Origin of the sequence: Mycobacterium colombiense (assembly GCF_001953985.1) — a bacterium.
Taxonomy (GTDB): domain Bacteria; phylum Actinomycetota; class Actinomycetes; order Mycobacteriales; family Mycobacteriaceae; genus Mycobacterium; species Mycobacterium colombiense_B.
The window spans coordinates 260,031-282,284 of the sequence record NZ_MBEI01000058.1; the positions used below are offsets into that span (position 1 = coordinate 260,031).

The 22,254-nt window shown below is 67.6% G+C and carries 24 protein-coding genes; 10 read left to right on the plus strand and 14 right to left on the minus strand.

Annotated features, from left to right (window positions below; all coding sequences use genetic code 11):
* Positions 1-39 precede the first annotated feature (39 nt).
* Complete coding sequence (locus tag A5732_RS18505; protein ID WP_076102954.1) at positions 40-1,200, plus strand: acyl-CoA dehydrogenase family protein; 1,161 nt, start codon at positions 40-42, stop codon at positions 1,198-1,200.
* Between the two features lie 528 nt (positions 1,201-1,728).
* On the plus strand, positions 1,729-3,912 hold the full coding sequence (locus A5732_RS18510) for a sunset domain-containing protein (protein ID WP_076051833.1): 2,184 nt from the start codon (positions 1,729-1,731) through the stop codon (positions 3,910-3,912).
* 17 nt (positions 3,913-3,929) lie between these two features.
* Here A5732_RS18510 and lexA read toward each other — a convergent pair whose 3' ends face one another.
* On the minus strand, positions 3,930-4,628 hold the full coding sequence (gene lexA, locus A5732_RS18515; protein WP_076102955.1) for a transcriptional repressor LexA: 699 nt from the start codon (positions 4,626-4,628) through the stop codon (positions 3,930-3,932).
* Between the two features lie 293 nt (positions 4,629-4,921).
* On the opposite strand from lexA, the gene A5732_RS18520 reads away from it, so the two are divergent.
* From A5732_RS18520 to A5732_RS18530, 3 genes are all read left to right on the plus strand, one after another.
* Positions 4,922-5,416 carry a LysM peptidoglycan-binding domain-containing protein gene (locus A5732_RS18520; RefSeq protein WP_075233361.1) on the plus strand — a complete coding sequence of 165 codons (495 nt, stop codon included), beginning with the start codon at positions 4,922-4,924 and terminating at the stop codon, positions 5,414-5,416.
* 149 nt (positions 5,417-5,565) lie between these two features.
* Complete coding sequence (gene nrdR / locus A5732_RS18525; RefSeq protein ID WP_064951802.1) at positions 5,566-6,030, plus strand: transcriptional regulator NrdR; 465 nt, start codon at positions 5,566-5,568, stop codon at positions 6,028-6,030.
* Positions 6,031-6,122: 92 nt separating this feature from the next.
* Positions 6,123-6,608 carry a peroxynitrite isomerase gene (locus A5732_RS18530; RefSeq protein WP_076102956.1) on the plus strand — a complete coding sequence of 162 codons (486 nt, stop codon included), beginning with the start codon at positions 6,123-6,125 and terminating at the stop codon, positions 6,606-6,608.
* Positions 6,609-6,628: 20 nt separating this feature from the next.
* On the opposite strand, the gene A5732_RS18535 is transcribed toward A5732_RS18530, so the two are convergent.
* The 3 genes from A5732_RS18535 to A5732_RS18545 all read right to left on the minus strand — a co-directional run bounded on the left by A5732_RS18535 (position 6,629) and on the right by A5732_RS18545 (position 9,427).
* On the minus strand, positions 6,629-7,315 hold the full coding sequence (locus tag A5732_RS18535; protein ID WP_076102957.1) for a PhzF family phenazine biosynthesis protein: 687 nt from the start codon (positions 7,313-7,315) through the stop codon (positions 6,629-6,631).
* A 45-nt stretch (positions 7,316-7,360) separates the two neighbouring features.
* Complete coding sequence (locus A5732_RS18540; protein ID WP_076102958.1) at positions 7,361-8,392, minus strand: alpha/beta fold hydrolase; 1,032 nt, start codon at positions 8,390-8,392, stop codon at positions 7,361-7,363.
* Between the two features lie 63 nt (positions 8,393-8,455).
* Positions 8,456-9,427: a proteasome assembly chaperone family protein gene (locus A5732_RS18545; protein WP_076051838.1), complete on the minus strand. Its 972-nt coding sequence runs from the start codon at positions 9,425-9,427 to the stop codon at positions 8,456-8,458.
* A gap of 231 nt (positions 9,428-9,658) precedes the next feature.
* On the opposite strand from A5732_RS18545, the gene A5732_RS18550 reads away from it, so the two are divergent.
* The gene (locus tag A5732_RS18550) at positions 9,659-10,495 is read left to right on the plus strand and encodes a trypsin-like serine peptidase (protein ID WP_065052404.1); all 837 of its coding nucleotides are present in this window, start codon (positions 9,659-9,661) and stop codon (positions 10,493-10,495) included.
* Here A5732_RS18550 and sthA read toward each other — a convergent pair.
* A complete protein-coding gene (gene sthA, locus A5732_RS18555; RefSeq protein WP_076102959.1) occupies positions 10,492-11,907 on the minus strand; it encodes a Si-specific NAD(P)(+) transhydrogenase in 1,416 nt (471 codons plus the stop codon). The two genes, A5732_RS18550 and sthA, sit on opposite strands and share 4 nt — an antisense overlap.
* Positions 11,908-12,020: 113 nt before the next feature.
* Here sthA and A5732_RS18560 point away from each other — a divergent pair, with 113 nt between their 5' ends.
* Positions 12,021-13,079 (plus strand): DUF4192 domain-containing protein, encoded by a 1,059-nt coding sequence (locus A5732_RS18560; protein ID WP_076102960.1) that lies wholly within the window; start codon positions 12,021-12,023, stop codon positions 13,077-13,079.
* Positions 13,080-13,116: 37 nt separating this feature from the next.
* Here the strand turns inward: A5732_RS18560 and A5732_RS18565 are convergent, their stop codons facing one another.
* The 3 genes from A5732_RS18565 to A5732_RS18575 form a co-directional block, all read right to left on the minus strand.
* On the minus strand, positions 13,117-13,806 hold the full coding sequence (locus A5732_RS18565) for a metal-dependent transcriptional regulator (protein WP_064951794.1): 690 nt from the start codon (positions 13,804-13,806) through the stop codon (positions 13,117-13,119).
* Between the two features lie 128 nt (positions 13,807-13,934).
* Positions 13,935-14,894, minus strand: a complete 960-nt coding sequence (gene sigB / locus A5732_RS18570; RefSeq protein WP_064879658.1) for a sigma-70 family RNA polymerase sigma factor SigB — start codon at positions 14,892-14,894, stop codon at positions 13,935-13,937.
* Positions 14,895-15,061: 167 nt separating this feature from the next.
* Positions 15,062-15,496, minus strand: coding sequence for a DUF3099 domain-containing protein (locus tag A5732_RS18575; RefSeq protein WP_139334578.1), 435 nt, complete (start codon positions 15,494-15,496; stop codon positions 15,062-15,064).
* A 58-nt stretch (positions 15,497-15,554) separates the two neighbouring features.
* Between A5732_RS18575 and A5732_RS18580 the strand changes: the two genes are divergently transcribed.
* On the plus strand, positions 15,555-15,794 hold the full coding sequence (locus A5732_RS18580) for a DUF3039 domain-containing protein (protein ID WP_076051841.1): 240 nt from the start codon (positions 15,555-15,557) through the stop codon (positions 15,792-15,794).
* Here the strand turns inward: A5732_RS18580 and A5732_RS18585 are convergent, their stop codons facing one another.
* Both A5732_RS18585 and A5732_RS18590 read right to left on the minus strand, forming a co-directional pair.
* Positions 15,795-16,799: a YihY/virulence factor BrkB family protein gene (locus A5732_RS18585; RefSeq protein WP_064951791.1), complete on the minus strand. Its 1,005-nt coding sequence runs from the start codon at positions 16,797-16,799 to the stop codon at positions 15,795-15,797. It lies immediately after the preceding gene.
* A 67-nt stretch (positions 16,800-16,866) separates the two neighbouring features.
* A complete protein-coding gene (locus A5732_RS18590; RefSeq protein ID WP_007774888.1) occupies positions 16,867-17,052 on the minus strand; it encodes a DUF7455 domain-containing protein in 186 nt (61 codons plus the stop codon).
* Positions 17,053-17,185: 133 nt separating this feature from the next.
* On the opposite strand from A5732_RS18590, the gene A5732_RS18595 reads away from it, so the two are divergent.
* A complete protein-coding gene (locus A5732_RS18595; RefSeq protein ID WP_076102961.1) occupies positions 17,186-17,560 on the plus strand; it encodes a DUF952 domain-containing protein in 375 nt (124 codons plus the stop codon).
* Here the strand turns inward: A5732_RS18595 and A5732_RS18600 are convergent.
* From A5732_RS18600 to ppgK, 3 genes are all read right to left on the minus strand, one after another.
* Entirely contained in the window at positions 17,500-17,922 is a 423-nt protein-coding gene (locus tag A5732_RS18600; RefSeq protein WP_076102962.1) for a RidA family protein, read from the minus strand. The two genes, A5732_RS18595 and A5732_RS18600, sit on opposite strands and share 61 nt — an antisense overlap.
* Positions 17,923-18,021: 99 nt before the next feature.
* Positions 18,022-19,551: an RNA polymerase sigma factor gene (locus tag A5732_RS18605; RefSeq protein WP_142256636.1), complete on the minus strand. Its 1,530-nt coding sequence runs from the start codon at positions 19,549-19,551 to the stop codon at positions 18,022-18,024.
* A gap of 175 nt (positions 19,552-19,726) precedes the next feature.
* Positions 19,727-20,536 (minus strand): polyphosphate--glucose phosphotransferase, encoded by an 810-nt coding sequence (gene ppgK, locus A5732_RS18610; RefSeq protein ID WP_064951788.1) that lies wholly within the window; start codon positions 20,534-20,536, stop codon positions 19,727-19,729.
* Positions 20,537-20,637: 101 nt separating this feature from the next.
* Between ppgK and A5732_RS18615 the strand changes: the two genes are divergently transcribed.
* Complete coding sequence (locus A5732_RS18615; RefSeq protein WP_076102964.1) at positions 20,638-21,516, plus strand: inositol monophosphatase family protein; 879 nt, start codon at positions 20,638-20,640, stop codon at positions 21,514-21,516.
* A gap of 9 nt (positions 21,517-21,525) precedes the next feature.
* Here the strand turns inward: A5732_RS18615 and cei are convergent, their stop codons facing one another.
* Positions 21,526-22,179 carry an envelope integrity protein Cei gene (gene cei / locus A5732_RS18620; protein WP_064951786.1) on the minus strand — a complete coding sequence of 218 codons (654 nt, stop codon included), beginning with the start codon at positions 22,177-22,179 and terminating at the stop codon, positions 21,526-21,528.
* Positions 22,180-22,254: the final 75 nt, after the last annotated feature.

The following is a 22,254-nucleotide window of genomic DNA, read 5'->3' on the forward strand; positions in this document are numbered from 1 at the left end:
TCTTGGGCTGCAGAATCCCCAGTCGCCGGAGGTCTTTCCATGAGCAGCGCCATCAAATACCAGCGCACGCTTTTCGAGTCAGAGCACGACCTGTTCCGTGAGTCCTACCGGGGCTTCCTGGAGCGCCACGTCGCGCCCTACCACGACGAGTGGGAGAAGGCGAAGATCGTCGACCGCGGTGTGTGGCTGGAGGCCGGCAAGCAGGGTTTCCTGGGCATGGCGGTGCCCGAAGAGTACGGCGGCGGCGGCAACCCGGACTTCCGGTACAACGCGATCATCACCGAGGAGACCACCGCCGGCCGCTACAGCGGCATCGGTTTCGGCCTGCACAACGACATCGTCGCGCCGTACCTGCTGGCCCTGGCCACCGAGGAGCAGAAGCAGCGCTGGCTCCCGAAATTCTGCACCGGAGAGCTGATTACGGCGATCGCGATGACCGAGCCGGGCACCGGTAGCGACCTGCAGGGCATCAAGACCCGTGCGGTCAAGCAGGGCGACCACTACGTGCTCAACGGCTCAAAGACGTTCATCACCAACGGAATCAACTCCGATCTGGTGATCGTGGTCGCGCAGACCGACCCGGAAAAGGGCGCGCAGGGCTTCTCGCTGCTCGCCGTCGAGCGCGGCATGGAGGGCTTCGAGCGCGGTCGGCACCTGGACAAGATCGGGCTGGATGCCCAGGACACGGCCGAGCTGTCCTTCACCGACGTCAAGGTGCCGGCCGAAAACCTGCTGGGCCAGGAGGGGATGGGGTTCATCTACCTCATGCAGAACCTGCCGCAGGAACGCATCTCGATCGCCATCATGGCGGCCGCGGCCATGGAGCAGGTGCTGGAGCAGACACTGGAATACACCAAGGAGCGCAAGGCATTTGGGAAGCCGATCGGCAGCTTCCAGAACAGCCGCTTCGTGCTCGCCGAGCTGGCGACGGAGGCGACCGTGGTCCGCATGATGGTCGACGAGTTCATCCGCCTGCACCTGGACCACAAACTGACCGCCGAGCAGGCCGCGATGGCCAAGTGGTACTGCACCGAAAAGCAGGTGCACCTGATCGACCGCTGCCTGCAACTGCACGGTGGCTACGGCTACATGCGCGAATACCCCGTTGCCCGTGCCTATCTGGATGCCCGGGTGCAAACCATCTACGGCGGCACGACCGAGATCATGAAGGAAATCGTCGGCCGCAGCCTGGGCGTATAGCGTTTCGTTTGCTGGATAGCGGCCGAGCTCGCCGAAAGGGGCGCGGCGAACGTTCGCCGTCAGCTCGCGCTGCGTATTGGCGGTGAGCGACGAACGAGTGTGCCGACCGCGTCATCACACGTAGTCAGGCCCTGATCGCGGTGCCGCGACGGCTCATGCGCCCCGCTCGGGGCGTGTACCACGCAATTCCACTGTGCGAGTCGCAAGTCCGGCGGGGCGCTACTCGATGCCGCCTTTCGGTGCGCCATCCGCAACACGCGAACGTTGCCGCAGTGGGTCGCGATTGGGCCATGGGCACGCATCATTTCGACGTCGATGTGGTATCCGTTTTTGTAAAATTCGTGATTTGACTTCGCATTTCTTGTTGGCTGGAGCAAAGTTATGCGAGCCCGGCGATAAGGCCGATCGTGTGCGGGTCCATTTTCCGCGCAAGGACCGCCCGCTCGCCGGTTATGCAGGTAAGGGCATAGCCGCAGATAGAGCCATATCCGCCGGCTGGAAGGCTTGGTGAAGGTGCAGAGAGGTCACATGCGCAAGCTGATCGGAAGCGCGCTGGTCAGCTTGACGACCACAGCACTGGCCGCCGTGTTGCTGGCCCCCACCGCGGCAGCGAGTCCGATCGGCGACGCCGAGGCGGCGATGATGGCCGCATGGGACAAGGCCGGCGGCGACACCTCGCCGCTGGGCGCCCGCAAGGGCGACGTGTACCCCGTCGGCGACGGTTTCGTCCTGGACTTCGACGGCGGCAAGATGTTCTTCACCCCGGCCACCGGGGCCAAATTCGCCTATGGGCCCGTGCTGGACAAATACGAGCAGCTCGGCGGGCCGGCCGGCAGCGATCTCGGCTTCCCGGCCATCAATGAGGTGCCCGGTCTGTCCGGCCCGGACAGCCGGGTGATCACCTTCTCGGCCAGCGACAAGCCGGTGATCTTCTGGACGCCCGAGCACGGCCCGTTCGTGGTGCGCGGCGCCCTGAACACCGCCTGGGACAAGCTGGGCAGCTCCGGCGGCGTTCTCGGCGTGCCGGTCGGTGACGAGACCTACACCGGCGAGGTGTCCTCCCAGAAGTTCAGCGGCGGGCGGGTCTCGTGGAATCGGCAGACGAAGCAGTTCACCACCGAACCGCCGGCGCTGGCCGATCAGTTGAAGGGCCTGCAGGTGGCGATCGATCCCACCGCGGCGATCAACACGGCCTGGCGCGCGGCCGGCGGCCCAACCGGACCCTTGGGCGCCAAGCAGGGCGGGCAATATCCCGTCGGCGGTGACGGAATCGCCCAGAACTTCGCCGGCGGCAAGGTCTTCTTCACCCCGGCCACCGGCGCGAACGCCGTCGAGAGCGACATCCTGGCGAAATACGAATCGCTGGGCGGACCGGTCGGCAGCGACCTCGGATTCCCCACCACCAACGAAACCGACGGCGGCATAGGGCCTTCCAGCCGCATCGTCACCTTCTCGGCGGCCGACAAGCCGGTCATCTTCTGGACGTCCGACCGCGGCGCGTTCGTCATCCGCGGGGCGATGAAGGCCGCATGGGACAAGCTGCGCGCCCCCGCCGGCAAACTCGGCGCACCCGTCGGCGACCAGGCCGCGAACGGCGACGTGATTTCGCAGCAGTTCACCGGCGGCAAGATCTCGTGGAACCGCGCGAAAAATACGTTCAGCACGGAACCGGCCAACCTGGCGCCGTTGCTGTCCGGCCTGCAGGTGTCCGGTCAAAACCAGCCGAGCAATTCGGCCATGCCCGCGCACCCGAAGAAGTTCACCTGGCACTGGTGGTGGCTGATGGTCGCCATTCCGGTGCTGGCGGCGCTCGTGCTGCTGGTGTGGGCGCTGTTCGGCCGGCGCCGGCCCGGGCAGGACGCCGCGGGCTACGCGCCCGGCCACCGCGGCGACTTCGGCTACGACGCCGACGAACGCTGGGGACACGACGAACCCGACCACGACGCCGAGGCGTTCGCGCTCAGCGCGCCGCGCCAGCCTGAACCCGAACCCGACGCCGGGCGGGTCAGTTGGCAACGCCAGGCTCCCGCCGAAAGCGACTACGGGTTCACCGACGAAGACCCCGACGCCGTCGACACCGACTCCATCCCGGTGGTGTCCGAGGAGATGCTGTCGGAGGCAGAGTATTCCGACGCCGGAGCCGACTACACCGACTACACCGACGCCGTTCCCGACGTCGCCGAACCCGAGACGGCGGACGACGCCGCCTACGTCGACGCCGAGGACCCCGATGCCGGCTACGCCGAGGAGGTGTATCCGGACGACGAATATCCCGATGTCGCCGTTCCGCACACCCCGCCGGACAGCGAGGCCGTGACCGGCGCGCTGGAAGCCGCCGAGCCCGAGGACGAATACGCCGACCTCGCGGCGCCGGAGCCGGATGTCGAGCCCGAAGCGGACACACCGGCGGGAGCGGACGTGGCGGAGGCCGTGGTCGCGGGGGCCGTCGCAGCCGGGACGTCGGCACGAAGCGGTCGGCACGCCGCCGACGACGCCTCGGAGAACGGCCTGGCGGGCCCGGAAGGGCGACCCACGATCCACCTGCCGCTCGACGACCCGTACCAGGCGCCCGACGGATATCCGATCAAGGCGAGCGCGCGCTACGGCCTGTATTACACGCCGGGCAGCGACCTGTACAAGGACACGCTCGCCGAAATCTGGTTGTCGAGCGAAGAAGTCGCTCAGGCCAACGGATTCACCCGGGCCGACTGACTCGGCCCGCCGTCGGGTCAGACCTTGCGGATGACCGTGACGACCTTGCCCAGCACGCTCGCGTCGTTGCCGGGGATGGGGTCGAACGCGGGGTTGTGCGGCATCAGCCACACCTGACCGCCCGCGCGTTTGAACGTCTTGACGGTGGCCTCGCCGTCCAGCATCGCCGCGACGATGTCGCCGTTGTCGGCGACGTTCTGCTGACGGACCACCACCCAGTCGCCATCGCAGATCGCGGCCTCGACCATCGAGTCACCGACCACCTTGAGCAGGAAAAGCGTTCCCTCACCGACCAATTCGCGTGGCAGGGGAAAGACGTCCTCGACGGCCTCTTCGGCGAGGATGGGTCCGCCGGCCGCGATGCGCCCGAGCACCGGGACGAACGTGGGCTCCGGCAGGGCGTCGGAGCCGGCCACCTCGGTGGCGGGTGCCGCCACCTCGTCATCGGCCCCGCGGACATCGACGGCCCGCGGGCGGTTGGGGTCGCGGCGCAGGTATCCCTTGCGCTCCAGGGTGCGCAGCTGGTGTGCCACAGATGATGTCGACGTCAGACCGACGGCATCGCCGATCTCGCGGATGCTCGGCGGGTAGCCGCGGCTGGTGACCGAGGCGCGGATGACATTCAGAATGGTGCGCTGCCGTTCGGTCAGCGAGGCGTCCACGGAGTGCAACCGACCCTCGGGGCCGGCCGATGAGATGTCGTTGCTGTCGCCCATGGCACTGAATGTAGCCGCACCGCGAACAAGAATCAAACATGTGTTCGAGTGGCGTGTCGTGTCGCCCGGATCGCCCGCGGGAAAAGGCCGAAGTCGAGTGAATCACAAATGTGTAACTCTTCGGGTTATCGGGTATTTGTGCCTCGTGACAGTGGTAGAGGCCGACGAACTTGTCGGTGGTGTGATCTAGCGTTTGCTCGTGCGACACGCTTCGCTCAAATGTTCGGGTTTCGAACATACAAGCGATTAGAGTCGAACACACGAGCGAGAGCTAGTTGACCGGAGGAACGAAGATGACAGTCATCCACACGCCTGCGCCGCGTACCAGCAGTCTTCGGCGCCCGATCAACGGACCCGTTCAGGGTGCACGCTACGGGCGGGACGGCCTGGCCAGGTCGCGCAGGCCCGCGCCCTCGCGGCCGGCGGGCGCGGCGACGCGCTACTACGGCACCGGGGTGGCAATGTCGGTCGCTCCGCACCGCAGGCGCGCCACCACCTGGGCGTCCACCATCGGGTTGGCGCTGGCCGCCGGGGCGATCACGCTGTGGCTGGGTCTCGTCGCGAACGTCGGCCAGGCGCTCAACGGCGACTCCACTAACTCCGCGGCTCACGTTCCCGACCGGCTCGCCGTTGTCCGCGTGGATGCGGGGGAGTCGCTTCAGGACTTCGCACACCGGGTGGCGCCCGACGCGCCGACCACCCAGGTCGCCGACAAGATCCGCGAACTCAACGATCTGCGCTCGTCCAACCTGATGGCGGGCCAGACCCTGATCGCTCCGGTCGGCTGACAACCGTTGTGCGAGGACGGTTCTGGACTGACGCTCCCCGGACGCCGGCGACGAGCCCGTATGCCTGGCGGCTCCATTAGCCGTGCAGGTCAGCGCGCGGGTACGCTCGAAGTCCAGCGGTACCTTGTCGGCGCGATGAAGGAGCGGTCATGCACTGTCCGTTCTGCCGCCATCCGGACTCCCGGGTGATCGATTCGCGCGAAACCGATGAAGGGCAGGCCATCCGGCGCCGCCGATCCTGTCCCGAGTGCGGACGACGTTTCACCACCGTGGAGACCGCGGTCCTGGCGGTGGTCAAGCGCAGCGGCGTCACCGAACCGTTCAGCAGGGAGAAGGTCATCAGCGGTGTGCGCCGGGCCTGCCAGGGGCGCCAGGTCGATGACGATGCGCTGAATCTGCTGGCCCAGCAAGTCGAAGACACCGTGCGCGCCGCGGGCTCGCCCGAGGTCGCCAGCCACGAGGTGGGCCTTGCCATCCTGGGGCCGCTGCGCGACCTCGACGAGGTGGCCTACTTGCGGTTCGCCTCTGTGTATCGGTCGTTTGAGTCCGCGGACGATTTCGAACGGGAGATCCAGGCGCTGCGCGATCACCGCGGAGTGGCGACCCCGGGCTGACGGAATCCGACGACCCGTCCCGGCCAGTCGGAATTGCCCGGCTCCTCAGCGGGCCATCCGGGCCCCCATCGTCACCGGGCTAGGCTCGGTTCATGCCCCCTGACTTGCATCCCGACCTTGCGGCGCTGGCCCCGCTCCTCGGAACCTGGGCCGGGCAGGGTTCGGGTAAGTACCCGACGATCCCGCCCTTCGACTATCTCGAGGAAGTCGTGTTCGCCCATGTGGGTAAGCCGTTTCTGGCCTACGGGCAGAAAACCAAGGCGGTAGCCGACGGCAAGCCGTTGCACGCCGAAACCGGTTATCTTCGCGTGCCCCAACCGGGTCACGTCGAACTGGTGCTGGCGCATCCCAGCGGCATCACCGAAATCGAGGTCGGCACCTATTCGGTCACCGGCGACCTCATCGAGATGCAGATGTCGACGACCACGGTCGGGCTGACTCCCAGCGCCAAAGAGGTGACGGCGCTTGGGCGTTCCTTCCGCATCGACCGCGACGAGCTGTCCTACACGGTGCAGATGGGCGCGGTCGGGCAACCGATTCAGGACCACCTCGCCGCGGTGCTGCACCGGCGGCGCTGAACGCGCGGACGCGGCAGCCCTCAGTCCAGTTGCCGCACACCGTCATTGACGACCCGCCCGGCCACCCCGACCCAGCCCTCGGCGCTCCACGTCGTGTCGATGACGGAGCCCTTGCCCTGGGTGATCCGCAGGCTCTGGCTCAGGTAATCGGTGATCCTCATCGCCGCAGATCCGGTCGCCTCGTCCTCGACCACACCGAGGTTGGCGGCGAACATGCGCGACCGTAGCGACCCGGCCGCCTGATCGGTCCAGGCCCACAGGTAGTGCGCGGTGTCGTCGGGATAGTCCGACGGGTCGGCGGCGAGAACCTCGTCGGCCGAAGCGAATTCGTGCAGGGCGAATTCGGGCGCCCAGTCCGCGCGGGCGTTGATGCCGGCGCGGTGTTCGTCGTAATCCACCTGCACGATCCCGGCCGGCACCCGCAGCGTGTTGATCGGTGAACCGTTCTCGCGCAGCCACCACGCCGCGCCGACGGTCGGGTGCCCGGCGAACGGCAGTTCGGTTCGCGGCGTGTAGATGGTGGCGTGCGCGGTGGCGGATCCGGGACCGGGAAGGCCGACGAAAACCGTCTCGCTGTAGCCCAATTGGCGTGCCAAGCGCTGCCGGGCCGCGGCCTCGACCCGGCGGGCGTCCACCACACCCAGCGGATTACCGAAATTGCCGTCCGAGTCGGTGAACACCCGCAACACCGTCACGTCGATCCCCATGGCCCGACTGTACGACGCGGCATCGGGCCGCATCGACCAAGGTGATCAGGTGGCGCTGCGCTCGTCGGAGCCCATGGCGTTCAGCACCGCGACGCGAGTGGGAGCGGGGCCCGAGACGGCCTGCTCGCCGCCGCCGGTGCGGAGCAAACCGCGAAGGCTGGCCTGGTCGTATTCGGCGGGGTCGGTGGAATCGATGAAGCGCTCGACGACGTCGATGAACCGCGCCGGGTCGTCGTGGAAGGGGAAGTGGCCGGAGCCTTCGAAGATTTCCAGACGCGAGCCCGGCATCGCCGCATGCGCCATCCACGCGTGCCGGACCGGAACCACCACATCCTTTGTGCCCCAGACGATCTGCACCGGAATGGCTTCGGTCAAATAACATCGGTCGAGCATGGTGACGATCTGCCCACGCCAATCCACCACCGCCCGCAGCGTCCGGCTGAATGCCGCGGACGCCGTCGGCTCGGGCAGGTCGTCGAGGATCCGCAGCACGTTGGGCAGGTCGCGGCCCAGCCCGGTGCTGCCCAGCGCCAGGCCCAGGACGCGTCCCATGGCCTGGACCGCCGGCAGCACCAGCGGCAATCGCAGCAGGGCGATCGCCTCGCTGCCCATCGGCAGCGAGGCCCAGCGCAGCACGAAGTTGACGTCCTTGGTCACGCCGCCGGCGCCGACCAGGATCAGCCGTTCCACCAGATGCGGGAATTGGTAGGCGAATTGCATGGCCACGCCGCCGCCGAGCGAGTGACCGATGATGGTGGCCCGCTCGATGTCGAGCACGCTGAGCAGGTCACGCATCCCGTTCGCGTACGCCGCAATCGAGTAGTCGGCGCGCGGCTTGTCGGATTGTCCGTGGCCCAGCAGATCCGGGGCGATCACCGTGAAACGCTGGGCGAGCTTGGCCTGCACGGCATTCCACGTGGTGGAGTTGTCGCCGATGCCGTGGATCAGCAGAATCGCCGGCCCGGAGCCGGCGATGCGGTAGGCCCGCTTGTAACCGTGGATGGTGCGGAACTCGAGTTTGGGTACGGTGACCTCACGCACCGGGCGGAGCGTGGGATTGCGCTTCCGCTCGGTCATATCGCCAACCTCGGTGTCGGGCCGGGCTAGGGGCGGCCTGGCTGGGGCGTCGTGCTGAGTGGATCAGGCTTTGTCGTCGTCGTCGAACTTCTTCTCCGCCTGCTGGGCCAGAAATCGCTCGAACTCCGCGCCCAGCTCGTCGCCGCTAGGCAGATCCTCGTCGCGAGCCAGTAACGATCTGTTCTCCTGAGCGTCGATGAAGGCATCGTACTGGCGCTCCAGCGCGGCCACCACTTGAGCGACCTCCGCGCTCGCTTCGACCTGCTCGTCGATCTTGGCCCGAATCACCTCGGCCGCTTCGGTCAACGCCGTCAGCGGCAGCTCCAGCGACGCGGTCTTGGCGACCTGCTCGAGCAACGCCTGCGCGGCGGCCGGGTAATCGGTCTGGGTGAGGTAGTGCGGGACGTGCACGGTGTAGCCGACGACCTCGTGACCGTGCTGGCCCATCCGGTACTCCAGCAGGTTGGACGCGCTGCCGGGAACCTGGATCTCCGAGATCCACGGCTGGAAGTCGGCGATCAATTCCGGGTTGTTGGAGTGTGCGGTCATGGTGGTCGGCCGGGTGTGCGGGACCGCCATCGGGACCGTGCCCAGGCCGATGGTCTGGCGCACGTTGAGGCGCTCCGCCAGCAGCCGAACGGCGGTGATGAAGCGCTCCCACTTGAGGTCCGGTTCCATGCCGGCCAGCAGCAGGAACGGCGTGCCGATCGTGTCGCGCATCGCGTACAGGCTCAGCTCGGGATCCTCGTAGTGGGTGAAGTGGTCGGTCTTGAAGGTCATCAGCGGACGCCGCGAGCGGTAGTCCAGCAATTCGTCGATCGCGAAGGACGCGACCAGCTCGGTGTCCAGCACCGCCTTCAGGTGCGCGGCCGCCAGCTTGATGGCATGACCGGCGTCGGAAAAACCCTCCAGGGCATGCACCAACACGGGACCGCGGCCGTCGGACGTCGATAATTGCGGTGCCGGCAGCTCGAGTTCGTACATCCCAGCCTGCCCTGGCTGGTACTGATCACCTGGGTCTCGGTGGTGAGACATCTGCGATCGCCTCCTCTCGGGGGTCTATCCAGGGTGCCCTACCAAGTCTCCCCCGAATCAGGCGGCACCAACATCTATCAGCGAACTTCGCAGTCACGCTGTGAGCTGAAACGCTGTATTCCCCAGGCGTAATCCGTGAACGGCGCCGCGGGGGAGGCCGGCGCGCACACCAGCAAACCCGGTGGCGCACCGCGAGGTGGTGGAAGTCGGCTTGCCGACCACCGGTCAGGCATGATGAAGGCGATGCGCATTCGGATCCTGATGCTCTGCTTGGTGGTGGGGGTGGCTACGTCGCTGACGGCCTGTCGTCCTCCGGTCCAGCATGCGTCGGGTGCCCCGGTGTCCGCCCCGCGCGTCGGCGGGCCGGTGCAGCGGCTCAGCCAGCCCGAGCAGAAGGCCGTCGCGGGCCCGGTCGAGCCGGATCGGCGCATCGGGGCGATTTTCATCGACGGGGGCCCGCTGCACGTCTGCACCGGCTCGGTGGTGCATTCCACGGGCGGCAACCTGATCATGACGGCCGCGCACTGCCTGGCCGGGGCCTCGCTGATCACCTTCGTCCCCGGTTTCGCCGGGGACGCCGCACCCGGTCCCGCCGATGTGTGGAAGGCCGACGCGGTCTACCTCGATCCGCGCTGGATGGCCAGCAAGGACCCGCACGCCGACTACGCGATCGCGCGCGTCAGCAACGACGCCGGTGCTCCGGTCGAGTCCCGGGTCGGCCTGGCGCTGACGCTGGGCGTGACCCCCCCGCCGGGCAGCCGCGTCACCGTCCTGGGGTATCCCGCGGGCGTGGGTGGCTCGCCCATCGGGTGTCAGGCCAGCACGTCCGTCACCGACACCGGGTTCCCCGCGTTGGCCTGCGAGGGCCTGGTGGACGGCACCAGCGGTGCGCCGTGGGTCAGCGGCACGACGCTCATCGGGCTGATCGGTGGTCTCGAGCGGGGCGGCTGCGCCGCGAACATGTCGTATTCGGCGCCGTTCGACGCGCAGACCGCGGAGCTGCTGCATCGCGCCGAGGTCGGTGGCCCCGGCGATCCGGTCCCGAACGACCTCACCGACGCCTGCTAGGCGCGGAACTGGTTGAGCGCCCGGACTTTGTTCATCACGTCGAGCGCCGCCACCTTGTAGGCCTCGGAGAACGTGGGGTAGTTGAACACCGCGTCCACCAGGTACTCCACCGTGCCGCCGCAGCCCATCACGGCCTGCCCGATGTGCACCATCTCGGTGGCGCTGGTCCCGAAGATGTGCGCGCCGAGCACCTTGAGGTTCTCGGTGGAGACCAGCAGTTTGAGCATCCCGTAGGAGTCGCCGGCGATCTGGCCGCGGGCCAGTTCGCGGTACCTGGCCACGCCGACCTCGTAGGGCACCGCGTTCTTCGTCAGCTCCACCTCGGTGGCGCCGACGTAGGAGACCTCGGGGATGGAGTAGATGCCGATCGGTTGCAGCTCGGTGATGCCGTCGCTCGCTTCCCCGAACGCGTGGTAGGCGGCCAGGCGTCCCTGCTCCATCGACGTCGCGGCCAGCGCGGGGAAGCCGATCACGTCGCCGACGGCGTAGATGTGGGGCACCTTGGTCTGGAAGTTGTCGTCGACGAAGATCCGCCCGCGGTTGTCGGCTTCCAGCTCGGCGTTGTGCAGGTCGAGGTGATCGGTCTGGCCTTGCCGCCCGGCCGAATACATCACCGTCTCGGCGGGGATCTGCTTGCCGCTGGCCAGGGTGGTGACGGTGCCCGCCGAGCCGACGTCGACCGCGGTCACCTCCTCACCGAATCGGAACGTCACCGCCAGGTCGCGCAGGTGGAACTTCAGCGCCTCGACGACTTCGGGGTCGCAGAAGTCGAGCATGTCGTCGCGCTTCTCCACGACGGTGACCTTGGTGCCCAGCGCGGCGAACATCGAGGCGTACTCGATGCCGATGACGCCGGCGCCGACCACCACCATCGAGGTGGGCAGCGACTTGAGATCGAGGATCCCGTCGGAGTCGAGCACCCGGTGCTCGTCGAACTCGACGCCGGAGGGCCGGGCCGGCCGGGTGCCGGTGGCGATGACGACGTATTTGCCTGTGATGGTTATCTTTTCGCGCCGCGACGGATCCTCGACCTCGATGGTGTGTGGGTCGACGAAACGCCCGTGGCCGATCAGCAGGTCGATGCGGTTGCGCATCAGCTGGTTGCGGACCACGTCGACCTCCTTGCCGATCACGTGCTGGGTTCGGGCCAGCAGGTCGGCCGGGGTGATCTTCTCCTTCACGCGGTAGCTCGCGCCGTAGAGTTCGCGCTGGCTCATCCCGGTGAGATAGAGGACCGCCTCGCGCAACGTCTTTGACGGAATGGTGCCGGTCTGGACGCAGACACCGCCGAGCATTTGGCCGCGCTCGACGACGGCGACCGACTTACCGAGCTTGGCCGAGGCGATGGCGGCCTTCTGTCCGCCGGGCCCGGACCCGATGACCACCATGTCGTACTCTTGCGCCGAACTCATGGCTTAAACAGTAAGGCAGCACAACGCACAGTGCTGGGTTCATCCACAGGTCCGCTGGCGCACCCGCGCTCGCGCGCACCGGTTGACGGTGGCGGCCGTCAGCGTTGGTGCTCATGACGACGCGTCGCGAAGACTTCGAACTTTCCCGCCCCGGTGCACTCATCGCCGCGCTGCCGGCCGTTCTCGGCTTCGTTCCCGAAAATTCATTGGTATTAGTGTCTTTGGGCGACGGGCAACTCGGCTCGGTGATGCGCGTCGACCTTTCCGAAGAACTTGCCGAACGGGTGGAGCACCTGGCGGAGGTCGCCGCCGCGGCGGCCCCCGAGGCCGTGATCGCGGTGATCGTCGACGCGGACGGCGCCTACTGCCCTAGCTGCAACGAGGAATACCGGCAGCTGGCGGGGGCCCTCGCAGAAGCCTTGTCGCAGCACCACATTGAGCTGTGGGCCACGCACGTGGTCGACCACGTGGCCCTCGGCGGCCGCTGGCACTGCGCCGAGCGCTGCGGGTCGAGCGGGGTCGTCGACGATCCCGCGGCCTCCCCGCTGGCCGCCGCGGCGGTGCTGGAAGGCAGACGGCTCTATCCGCGGCGGGCCGACCTGCAGGCGGTCATCGCGCCCGACGATCCGGCGCGCACCGCCGCGCTGGCCGACGCGGTTCGGCAGCAGGCCGCCCGGCGCCGGGCGGCGCATCGCGCGCATCCGGTCCGCTGCACCCGCGGCGACGTGGAGACGGCGCTGGCCGCGGCCGGCCGGGTTGCGGCCGGGGAATTGCTGTCCGACAGCGAGATGGCGACGCTGGGCTGTGCGCTGACCGACGCGCAGGTGCGCGACATCCTGTATGCGCTTGCGGTCGGGGAGAGCGCCGGCGAGGTCGAGTCATTGTGGGCGCTGCTGGCGCGCACGCTGCCGACACCGTGGCGGGTCGAGGCGCTGGTGCTGATCGCGTTCAGCGCGTATGCCCGCGGCGACGGCCCGCTCGCCGGCGTGTCGCTGCAGGAGGCGCTGCGCTGTGCGCCCGATCACCGGATGGCGGGCATGCTGGACACCGCGTTGCAATCGGGGCTGCGGCCCGAGGACATCCGGGACCTGGCGCTGACCGGCTACCGGCTGGCCGAACGGTTCGGCGTGCAGCTACCGCCGCGACGGCCGTTCGGCCGCAGGGCGGGATAGGCCGCAGGGCGCGATAGGTGGGCGCGCACGGCCCGGGTCAGACCTTCTCGACCTTGACCGCGTGCGCCATCTCGTGCGGCAGGGTGACGTTCTCGTGGCCCGGAATGACGATGGTCACCCCGGCGGACCCGTTCTCGACGGTGACGCGCGCGTTCGGGACGACGCCGGCGTCCTTCAGGCGTGAGATCAGGTCGATATCGCCCTGGACGTGCTCGGTCAGCTGGCGCACCACCACGGCCACCGGCGCGCCGGCGGGCAGCTCGGTCAGCCGGACCAGGGGGCCGTCCTCGGACCAGGACTCGGGGCCCACGCCCAGGTCCAGGAGTCCAGGGATCGGGTTGCCGAAGGGCGAGGTGGTCGGGTTGTTCAGCACCTTCACCAGGCGCCGCTCGACGTCCTCGCTCATCACGTGTTCCCAGCGGCACGCCTCGGCGTGGACCTCTTCCCACGGCAGGCCGATGACGTCGACCAGCAGGCGTTCGGCGAGGCGGTGCTTGCGCATCACGGAAATGGCCAGCGCACGGCCCTTGTCGGTGAGCTCGAGGTGGCGGTCGCCGGCCACGTGAAGTAAACCGTCCCGCTCCATGCGCGACACGGTTTGGCTGACAGTCGGCCCGCTCTGATCGAGGCGTTCGGCGATGCGGGCACGTAGCGGCGTCACGCCCTCTTCCTCGAGGTCGTAGATGGTCCGCAAATACATCTCGGTGGTGTCAACCAGGTCGTTCATTCAGCACCCTCCGTCGACGCTGAGTCTACTTGGCCAGCTGCGTGAATGGTTGTAACGCCTCCCAGGCAAGCAGTATGCCCGCCGCTGACGCGGCGGGCATACCGTCTGTACCTAGCTTGAGTGAGGTGTTAGCTCGCGTACGACCGTAGCCTGTCGGCGCGCTCCCCGTTGCGGAGTTTGGACATTACGTCCCGCTCGATTTGGCGGACCCGCTCGCGGGACAGACCGAAAAGCTTGCCGATCTGGTCCAGGGTGCGCGGCTGGCCGTCGTCCAGACCGAAACGCAACCGGATCACCTGGTGCTCACGCTCGTCCAGGGTGGCCAGCACGCTGCGGATGTCGGTGTGCAGCAGCTCGGCGATCACCGCGTTCTCGGCGGACATCGCCTCGGCGTCCTCGATGAAGTCGCCCAGCGGGGCCTCCTCCTCCGAGCCGACGGGCATGTCCAGGCTGACCGGGTCGCGGCTGTGCTCGAGCAGGTCGTTGATCTTCTCGACCGGGATGCCGGACTCGGCGGCCAGTTCCTCGTCGGTCGCCTCGCGGCCCAGATTCTGATGCATCTCGCGCTTGATCCGCGCCAGCTTGTTGACCTGCTCCACCAGATGAACCGGCAGCCGGATGGTGCGGCTCTGGTCGGCCATGCCGCGGGTGATGGCCTGACGGATCCACCACGTCGCGTAGGTCGAGAACTTGAATCCCTTTGTGTAGTCGAACTTTTCCATCGCTCGGATCAAGCCCAGGTTGCCTTCCTGGATGAGGTCCAGCAGCGGCATGCCGCGACCCGTGTAGCGCTTGGCCAGCGACACCACGAGGCGCAGGTTCGCTTCCAGCAGGTGACGGCGCGCCGCTTGGCCGTCGCGAACCACGGCTTCCAGATCGCGTTTGCGGTTCTCCCCGAGGCGCTTACGCGTTCCGAGCAGGTGTTCGGCGTAAAGCCCGGCTTCGATGCGCTTGGCGAGTTCGACCTCGCCGGCCGCATTGAGAAGTGCCGTCTTACCGATTCCATTGAGATATACGCGCACTAGGTCCGCTGCGGGGCTCTGAGCATCCAGATCGCCGTCAAATCTGCTCGTGCTGGCATTCGCCATAGCGACCTCCCGTTCGGCTTTGTTCTGTCATGGAGTTCAACGACAGATCAGCTCTGAGAGTTCCCATCGATTCGCCATCTCACACGTCTTGACGTGCAGGAATGTGCCGCAGACCTGAGAATGTCCTGAGAAGTCGGCCGGGGCGGCACCTTCAGCGGAAACGGCGGCTAGCCGTGATCGAGTCCGTCCCGCGCGCCCGGGGGCCACTCCGGTTGCGGGTGCCGCGGGGCCTCGAGCGCGGGATGTTCGGCCCGCGGGAACAGGGGGGTGCGCTGGCGGGCGTTGTCGAACCGGCGCGGCTCGTCGGCACTGCGCGGCGGCCGGTCGTTCGCGATCAGAACGGCCATCCACGGCAACGGAATTGACAGCGCCACGATCGCCAGGGAGATCAGCCCGTTGTGCCATGCGCCATAGGCGACCGCGGCCAGGATGAGCGCCGGGATCCGGAAAGCCATCAAGGTCAGGTATTTACGGACCCGCGCACGGTGTTGCTCCTCATACGAGGTCGCTGCGGCGGTGATGAGCACTGGGCGGCCTTTGTGGCCGTCAAAGTCATCGAACCCCGGATCGGAGCCGTGCTTCATTTCTCCACTGTCCCACAACTGGCCCATTCCGGCTTGGCCGGTTTCCGGGCCTGCTGGGCAGTGCACAATGTCAGTTATGCAGACCCAAACGATCGAACGCACCGAGACCGACGAACGCGTCGACGACGGGACCGGCAGCGACACCCCGAAGTTCTTCCACTACGTCAAGAAGGACAAGATCGCCGAGAGCGCGGTGATGGGTAACCACGTCGTGGCGTTGTGCGGCGAGGTATTTCCTGTGACCAAGGCGGCCAAGCCGGGCTCACCCGTCTGCCCGGACTGCAAGCGGATCTACGACCGGATGAAGAAGGGCTGATCAGCCGGGCGGTTCTACCGTTGCAACATCGCGTTGCGCGGTGATGGGGTTCGTCGTCACGGGATTCGACAGCGTGTCCGCTGCCTTCGCCAGCGTGGGCGAGTGTGACAACAGCCATTTGCGCAGCCGGTGCGCATGTGTCCTGGGCGCGGGGAATTCCTCCTGGATGGCGGCATTGAGTTCGGCGCCGATCATGATCGCGAAGCCCCCGAAGAACGAGAACAGCAGGAATGCGATCGGCGTGGACAGCGCGCCGTAGGTGTAGCCCGTGCTGGTGATCCATTGCAGGTAGATCCGCAGGCCCAGGGTGGCGATCACGAACACGGCGGTGGCCAGCGCTGCGCCGAAGAGCAGCCGATGCGTCGGCAGCGGCTCCGGCAACGACACCCGGTACAAGATCACCACCCCGACCATCAAGACGAGGATCAACGCGGGGTAGTAGCCGTAGCGCAGCAGGTTGGCCAGGCTCACCGGAATGTGCTCACCCACCTTGCGCGGTCCCAAGACCACCAGCGGCGCGGTCGCCACCACGAACACCAGCCCCACCACGTAGAGGAACAGCGCGAACAGGCGCTGGCGCACCGGGTGGCGCAGCGGCGTCTGGTCGTGCGCCTCGACCACCGAGTCGACGAACGCCGAGATGGCCGACGATCCCGCCCACAACGAGATGATGAACCCCAGCGACACCACCTCGCCGCGGGCGTTGTTGGCGATGTCCCGGACGGTCGGCTCGATGATCTCGTTGACCACGCTGCGCGAGAACACGCTGTGTGCGGTGGAGATCAGCTGGCGCAGGATGCTGGGCAGCATGTCCGGGCCGAACAGCGGCGCCACGTAGGCCAACGTGCCCAGCAGCCCGAGCAGCAGCGGCGGCAGTGACAACGCCGACCAGAAACCAGCCTGAGCCGACTCCGAGAAAATCGAGTCGTCCCAACTCTTGGAAAGAGTCCTCAGGGTGATTCGCCAAATGTGGTGGCGCGACGGTTTCGCGACCTGCTCGCTCATACCCGTCCAGCATTACCGAAAATCGCTCGCACCGCCCACATTGGCGATGGGCGAGTTCGGCTGCGGGCTAGCTTTCGCTGAACTCCAGCACGGCGTCCAGCTCGGTGAGCTTCGCCTCGTGCTCGTTGGCGTGGTGCTGGCAGAAGAGAAGCTCCAGTCCGGAAGGCAGCTTGGCGCGTACCCGTGCCGCAGCACCGCAGCGGTCGCAGCGGTCGGCGCGGGTCAGTTCTGGACTCGTCAGAGTTGCATTCATGCCTTCTCCGTTCTCGTACATTCACTTTCTCAGACGTATGGCGTTTTCGCCTTGTTCCCCGATCGTTATCGGGTGTGTCGTTTCTCACGGGCTGGTCAGGTTTGGTTTGAGCGGTCTCTAGGGTGTCGAAGTTGTGACCTTCGTTCCCGATACCCTGGTGCACCTGTGCGGAACCGAGCAGTGGGCGCAGGCCCGGCGGGTGGGGGCCATCCACCCGGACGCCGCGGGCGGTGGCGAGTTCATCCATCTGTCGACCCCGGAGCAGGTGCACCTGCCGGCCAACCGGCTCTACCGCGGTCGTGACGACCTGGTCCTGTTGCACATCGACCCGGCCCGGCTTGCCGCGCCGGTGCGGTGGGAGCCGGGGGTAGCAACCGACCCGGAGTCGATGTTGTTCCCGCATCTGTACGGCCCCCTGCAGGTGGCCGCTGTGGTCCGGGTCACCGCCTACCCGCCGGCCGGCGACGGCTCCTTCGCGCCGATCTCTGGGGCCGGGGAGTCGACGTAGGCGTCGGCCTCGATCTCCACCAGCAACTCGGGCGCGATGAGCGCCGAGACCTCGACCATGGTGGCTGCGGGGCGTATCGCGCCGAAGACCTGCTCGTGCACGGCTCCCACCTCGCGCCAGCGCGAGATGTCGGTGACGTAGATGCGGGTGCGTACCACGTCGGTGAGCGCGGCGCCCGCTTGGTGCAACGCAATCTCGATGCGGCGCAACGCATCTCGGGCCTGGGCGGCGATGTCGCCGGCGGGCCCGGTGCCGGTCGTCCCGGCCACCGCCACGTGCGGGCCGACCCGTACCGCGCGCGAATAGCCGACCGCCGATTCGAAATCGGATGCTGACGAGACGAGGGTGCGGTCCGCGGACATGGACGTCACCGTACGGCGCCCGTGCACCGACCGCAGCCGAATTTCAGCGCCTCTCGAGATAGCCTGTGGCGCAGCGCTTTCGAACGACGGCCGATCCGGCTAGTCGAGGTAGTCGCGCAGCACCTGCGAGCGGCTGGGGTGACGCAGCTTCGACATCGTCTTGGACTCGATCTGGCGGATGCGCTCACGGGTCACGCCGTAAACCTGCCCGATCTCGTCCAGGGTGCGGGGCTGACCGTCGGTGAGACCGAAGCGCAGCCGTACCACGCCCGCCTCGCGCTCCGACAGCGTCTCCAGCACCGACTGCAGTTGGTCCTGCAGCAGCGTGAACGACACCGCGTCCACGGCCACCACGGCCTCGCTGTCCTCGATGAAGTCGCCCAGCTGGCTGTCGCCCTCGTCGCCGATGGTCTGGTCCAGCGAGATCGGCTCGCGGGCGTATTGCTGGATCTCCAGCACCTTTTCGGGTGTGATGTCCATTTCCTTGGCCAGCTCTTCGGGCGTGGGCTCGCGGCCCAGGTCCTGCAGCAGCTCGCGCTGGATACGGCCCAGCTTGTTGATGACCTCGACCATGTGCACCGGGATGCGGATGGTGCGGGCCTGGTCGGCCATGGCACGGGTGATGGCCTGACGGATCCACCACGTCGCGTACGTGGAGAACTTGTAACCCTTGGTGTAGTCGAACTTCTCGACCGCGCGGATCAAGCCCAGGTTGCCCTCCTGGATGAGGTCCAGGAACGCCATGCCGCGGCCGGTGTAGCGCTTGGCCAGCGACACCACCAGTCGCAGGTTGGCTTCCAGCAGGTGGTTCTTCGCGCGGTCGCCGTCGCGGCAGATCCACACCATGTCGCGGCGCTGGGCGGCGGGCAGTTTGTCGCCGCGCTCGGTCATCTCGGTCATCAGCTGCGTGGCATACAGCCCGGCCTCGATGCGCTTGGCCAGCTCGACCTCTTCCTCGGCGTTGAGCAGCGCGACCTTACCGATCTGCTTGAGGTACGCGCGAACCGAGTCGGCGGAGGCCGTCAGCTCGGCGTCCTTGCGGGCCTGCCGCAACGCCTCGGATTCGTCCTCGTCCCACACGAAATCGCCGGAGGCTTTGTCCTTTTCGCTGGGCTCGGCGATTTCCTCGTCTTCCTCCGCGGCGGCCTCGCCGGCCTTGGCGGCAGGCTTCACGGCGGCTTCTTCCTCGCCCTCGGCCTCGTCGGGATCGGCGTCGCCCTCCTCGGAGTCTTCTCCGTCGGACGCTACGTCCTCCTCGAGGTCATCGAGGCTGAGGTCGGCGTCGATATCGAGGTCTTCGCCGGGCTCGCCCTCGAGGTCGGGTTCGTTGTCGAGATCCTCGACGGCACCGTCGGAATCGATGGCGTCCGGATCCGCCGGCCCGCCCTTGGCCGCTTTGGTTCCGCGCGCCGACGGCGCCTTGGCGCCCTTGCCCGCGGCGCGGGTCTTCTTGGAGTCGGCCGCGTCCGCCTCGGACTTGGTGGACGGCGTTGCCTTGGCGGCCCGCTTGGCCGGCGCCGACCCGTTGGCGGCCTTGGCCGCCGGTCGCTTGGCGGGGGACGTCGGAGACTTCGTGGCGGTGCGTTTCACCGGCCCGTCCGTCGCCGGGCTTGCTTTCGTCGCTGCCACTTACACCCCTTCGTTTGGGCTCACCTTCGGTGGGTATTGGGCATGGTTAACCGAAAGTGTCTGCTATGTCGATGTCGGCGTTGGTATCAGCGTGGTAGGTGCACGCTATCGGTTGGGCGTTCGCCGAAGACCATTGTAACGACAGTGCGCGGTACTACGGCTCTGCCGGGCGAAATCAGTGGGTCACGTCCGAGGTGGCGGCCATGGCCGCGCCGACGATCCCGGCGGTGTTGAGCAGGGCCGCGGCCACCACCGGGGTGCGGTTGGTCAGCAGGGGCACCCATTTCTCGGCCTTGCGGCTGATTCCGCCGCCGGCGATGAACAGATCCGGCCACACTGCGTTCTCGATGCTCACCAGCACTTTGGTCACCTGCTTGGCCCACTTCTCGTAGGACCAGTCGTTCTTCTCCTTTACCGAGGACGCCGCCCGCTGCTCGGCCTCCTTGCCGCCGACCTCGAGATGGCCGAACTCGGTGTTGGGTATCAGCGTCCCGTTGTGAATCACCGCGGAGCCGATCCCGGTGCCGAAGGTCAGCAACACCACCAGGCCCGACTGGCCCTTGCCGGCGCCGTAATGCTCCTCGGCCAGTCCCGCCGCGTCGGCGTCGTTGAGGACGATGACTTCCTGACCGTTGAGCTCGGCGCTGATGACGTCGCGCGCGTTGGTGCCGATCCAGGCCTTGTCCACGTTGGCCGCCGTCTGCACCACGCCGTGGGTGACGACTCCGGGATAGGTCACTCCGAGGGGGCCGGTCCATTCGAAGGCGTTGACCACCTGGGCGATGGTCTTGGCCACCGCCGAGGGCGTCGCCGGCTGAGGGGTCAGCAGCTTGACCCGCTCGCCGATCAGCTGCCCGGTGTCCATGTCGACGATGCCGCCCTTGATGCCGCTGCCGCCGACGTCGATGCCGAATCCGCGACGCTGCGGCCTGCCGTCGGCGACGGCGGTGCCGGGCGTGTCCGTGGTCGAGTCGGTGCTGGTCATCGAATCTCCTCGGCGTGACTGAGCTGTCCGCCCACCTTAGCGCCGCGGCGGTGTCGCCCGTGGCGTCTGCGCGGCCGTGGCGACTGTGATGCGATAGACCGGTGACCCCTTCCGATGACGAGCTCGTACGGCTGCGCTCGGTCGCCGAAACCCTGGCCACGGAGGCCGCCGCGTTCGTGAGGCGTCGGCGGGCAGAGGTTTTCGGCGCCGAGGCGGGCGGCGTGCACACTCCAGACAGTGGCGCGGTGCGCTCGAAGAGCACCCCGACCGACCCGGTGACCGTGGTCGATACCGAAACGGAACGTCTGTTGCGCGATCGGCTGGCCGAATTACGGCCCGGGGAACCAATTCTCGGCGAAGAGGGGGGCGGGCCCGCCGATCCGGCGGGCACACCGGCCGGATCGGTCACCTGGGTGCTCGATCCCATCGACGGCACGGTGAATTTCGTCTACGGCGTCCCCGCCTATGCGGTGTCGGTCGGCGCACAGGTCGACGGCGAGTCGGTGGCCGGGGCGGTCGCCGACGTGGTCGGAAACCGGGTGTACTCGGCGGCGCTGGGCCTGGGTGCGCATGTCACCGACGACGAGGGGACGCAGCTGTTGCAGAGCTCCGCCGTCGACGATTTGTCGATGGCGTTGCTGGGCACCGGTTTCGGCTATTCGCGGCAGCGCCGTGCGGCGCAGGCGGCGCTGTTGGCGCGGATGCTGCCGGTGGTCCGCGACGTCCGTCGCATCGGTTCTGCGGCACTGGATCTGTGCATGGTCGCCTCGGGCCGGCTCGACGCCTACTACGAGCACGGCCTGCAACTGTGGGATCGCGCCGCCGGTGCGCTGATCGCCGCGGAGGCGGGGGCCCGGGTGATGCTGCCCGCGCCCGGCGTGAACGGGGCCGGCCTGGCGCTGGCCGCCGCGCCCGGCATCGCCGACGAACTGCTGGCCGTCCTGGGGCGCTTCAACGGCCTGGATCCGATCCTGGATTGACCGCCCGGGTCAGCAGCTGCTGGCGTGAATCTTGGCCAGCAGCGTGGGATCTGAGGGCTCGGTGGCGCCGGGACGCAGGGTGGCGAGCACCGCGTCGATGTCGTCGTTGTGGGCCAACGCGCTGAAGTCGGTGCCCAGGGACAGGTCGACGGAATCGTCGGCGCGGTTGTCGTTGAACAGCTCGGTGCACGGCGCCACCAGCCACACGGCCGCCGCGGTGGCCTGTCCAGCTGTGCCGAAACGGATCTGGCCCTGGCAGGTGAGTCTGGTGCCCGCATAAAGGGGGTCGTTGGCGGCGGTCGGTTGGGCGAAGCCGAGGTCTTTCATCGCCCCGGCGACATCGCCCGCCTGCCCGCCCCTGCCGCTGGCGTTGAGGACGCGAACCTTGGTGTCGGCGAGTTTGGCGGGCGTCACGTCCATCATGGCGCTGCGCGACACCTGCTCACCGAGCTGGGCCGGTGACGAGCCGGCCGCCGCCTCGGGCGGGGGATTGCACACCACGGCCTCGTGCACCTTGGCGGGCCGCGTCAACGCGATCGTCCAGATCACGCCGGTGGCCACCGTGAGAAGCGCCACCACGACGATGGCCGGCCGGGGGTTGCGTCGTCGAAAGGGCCGACCGTGCTTGTCAAAGGCTGTACCCTCGGTGATTTGCGTGACCACAGCTGCACTCTAGCCGCACGCTAAACCCACTGTTCAGACACGAGCGCAAGGGTAAAAATAGGGGTGTGATGCAAA

Excerpts from the sequence above, each read along its gene's own strand:
- A5732_RS18505 (WP_076102954.1), top strand. The coding sequence starts at position 40 with ATGAGCAGCGCCATCAAATACCAGCGCACGCTTTTCGAGTCAGAGCAC.
- A5732_RS18510 (WP_076051833.1), top strand. The coding sequence starts at position 1,729 with ATGCGCAAGCTGATCGGAAGCGCGCTGGTCAGCTTGACGACCACAGCA.
- lexA (WP_076102955.1), bottom strand. The coding sequence starts at position 4,628 with ATGGGCGACAGCAACGACATCTCATCGGCCGGCCCCGAGGGTCGGTTG.
- A5732_RS18520 (WP_075233361.1), top strand. The coding sequence starts at position 4,922 with ATGACAGTCATCCACACGCCTGCGCCGCGTACCAGCAGTCTTCGGCGC.
- nrdR (WP_064951802.1), top strand. The coding sequence starts at position 5,566 with ATGCACTGTCCGTTCTGCCGCCATCCGGACTCCCGGGTGATCGATTCG.
- A5732_RS18530 (WP_076102956.1), top strand. The coding sequence starts at position 6,123 with ATGCCCCCTGACTTGCATCCCGACCTTGCGGCGCTGGCCCCGCTCCTC.
- A5732_RS18535 (WP_076102957.1), bottom strand. The coding sequence starts at position 7,315 with ATGGGGATCGACGTGACGGTGTTGCGGGTGTTCACCGACTCGGACGGC.
- A5732_RS18540 (WP_076102958.1), bottom strand. The coding sequence starts at position 8,392 with ATGACCGAGCGGAAGCGCAATCCCACGCTCCGCCCGGTGCGTGAGGTC.
- A5732_RS18545 (WP_076051838.1), bottom strand. The coding sequence starts at position 9,427 with ATGTCTCACCACCGAGACCCAGGTGATCAGTACCAGCCAGGGCAGGCT.
- A5732_RS18550 (WP_065052404.1), top strand. The coding sequence starts at position 9,659 with ATGATGAAGGCGATGCGCATTCGGATCCTGATGCTCTGCTTGGTGGTG.
- sthA (WP_076102959.1), bottom strand. The coding sequence starts at position 11,907 with ATGAGTTCGGCGCAAGAGTACGACATGGTGGTCATCGGGTCCGGGCCC.
- A5732_RS18560 (WP_076102960.1), top strand. The coding sequence starts at position 12,021 with ATGACGACGCGTCGCGAAGACTTCGAACTTTCCCGCCCCGGTGCACTC.
- A5732_RS18565 (WP_064951794.1), bottom strand. The coding sequence starts at position 13,806 with ATGAACGACCTGGTTGACACCACCGAGATGTATTTGCGGACCATCTAC.
- sigB (WP_064879658.1), bottom strand. The coding sequence starts at position 14,894 with ATGGCGAATGCCAGCACGAGCAGATTTGACGGCGATCTGGATGCTCAG.
- A5732_RS18580 (WP_076051841.1), top strand. The coding sequence starts at position 15,555 with ATGCAGACCCAAACGATCGAACGCACCGAGACCGACGAACGCGTCGAC.
- A5732_RS18585 (WP_064951791.1), bottom strand. The coding sequence starts at position 16,799 with ATGAGCGAGCAGGTCGCGAAACCGTCGCGCCACCACATTTGGCGAATC.
- A5732_RS18590 (WP_007774888.1), bottom strand. The coding sequence starts at position 17,052 with ATGAATGCAACTCTGACGAGTCCAGAACTGACCCGCGCCGACCGCTGC.
- A5732_RS18600 (WP_076102962.1), bottom strand. The coding sequence starts at position 17,922 with ATGTCCGCGGACCGCACCCTCGTCTCGTCAGCATCCGATTTCGAATCG.
- ppgK (WP_064951788.1), bottom strand. The coding sequence starts at position 20,536 with ATGACCAGCACCGACTCGACCACGGACACGCCCGGCACCGCCGTCGCC.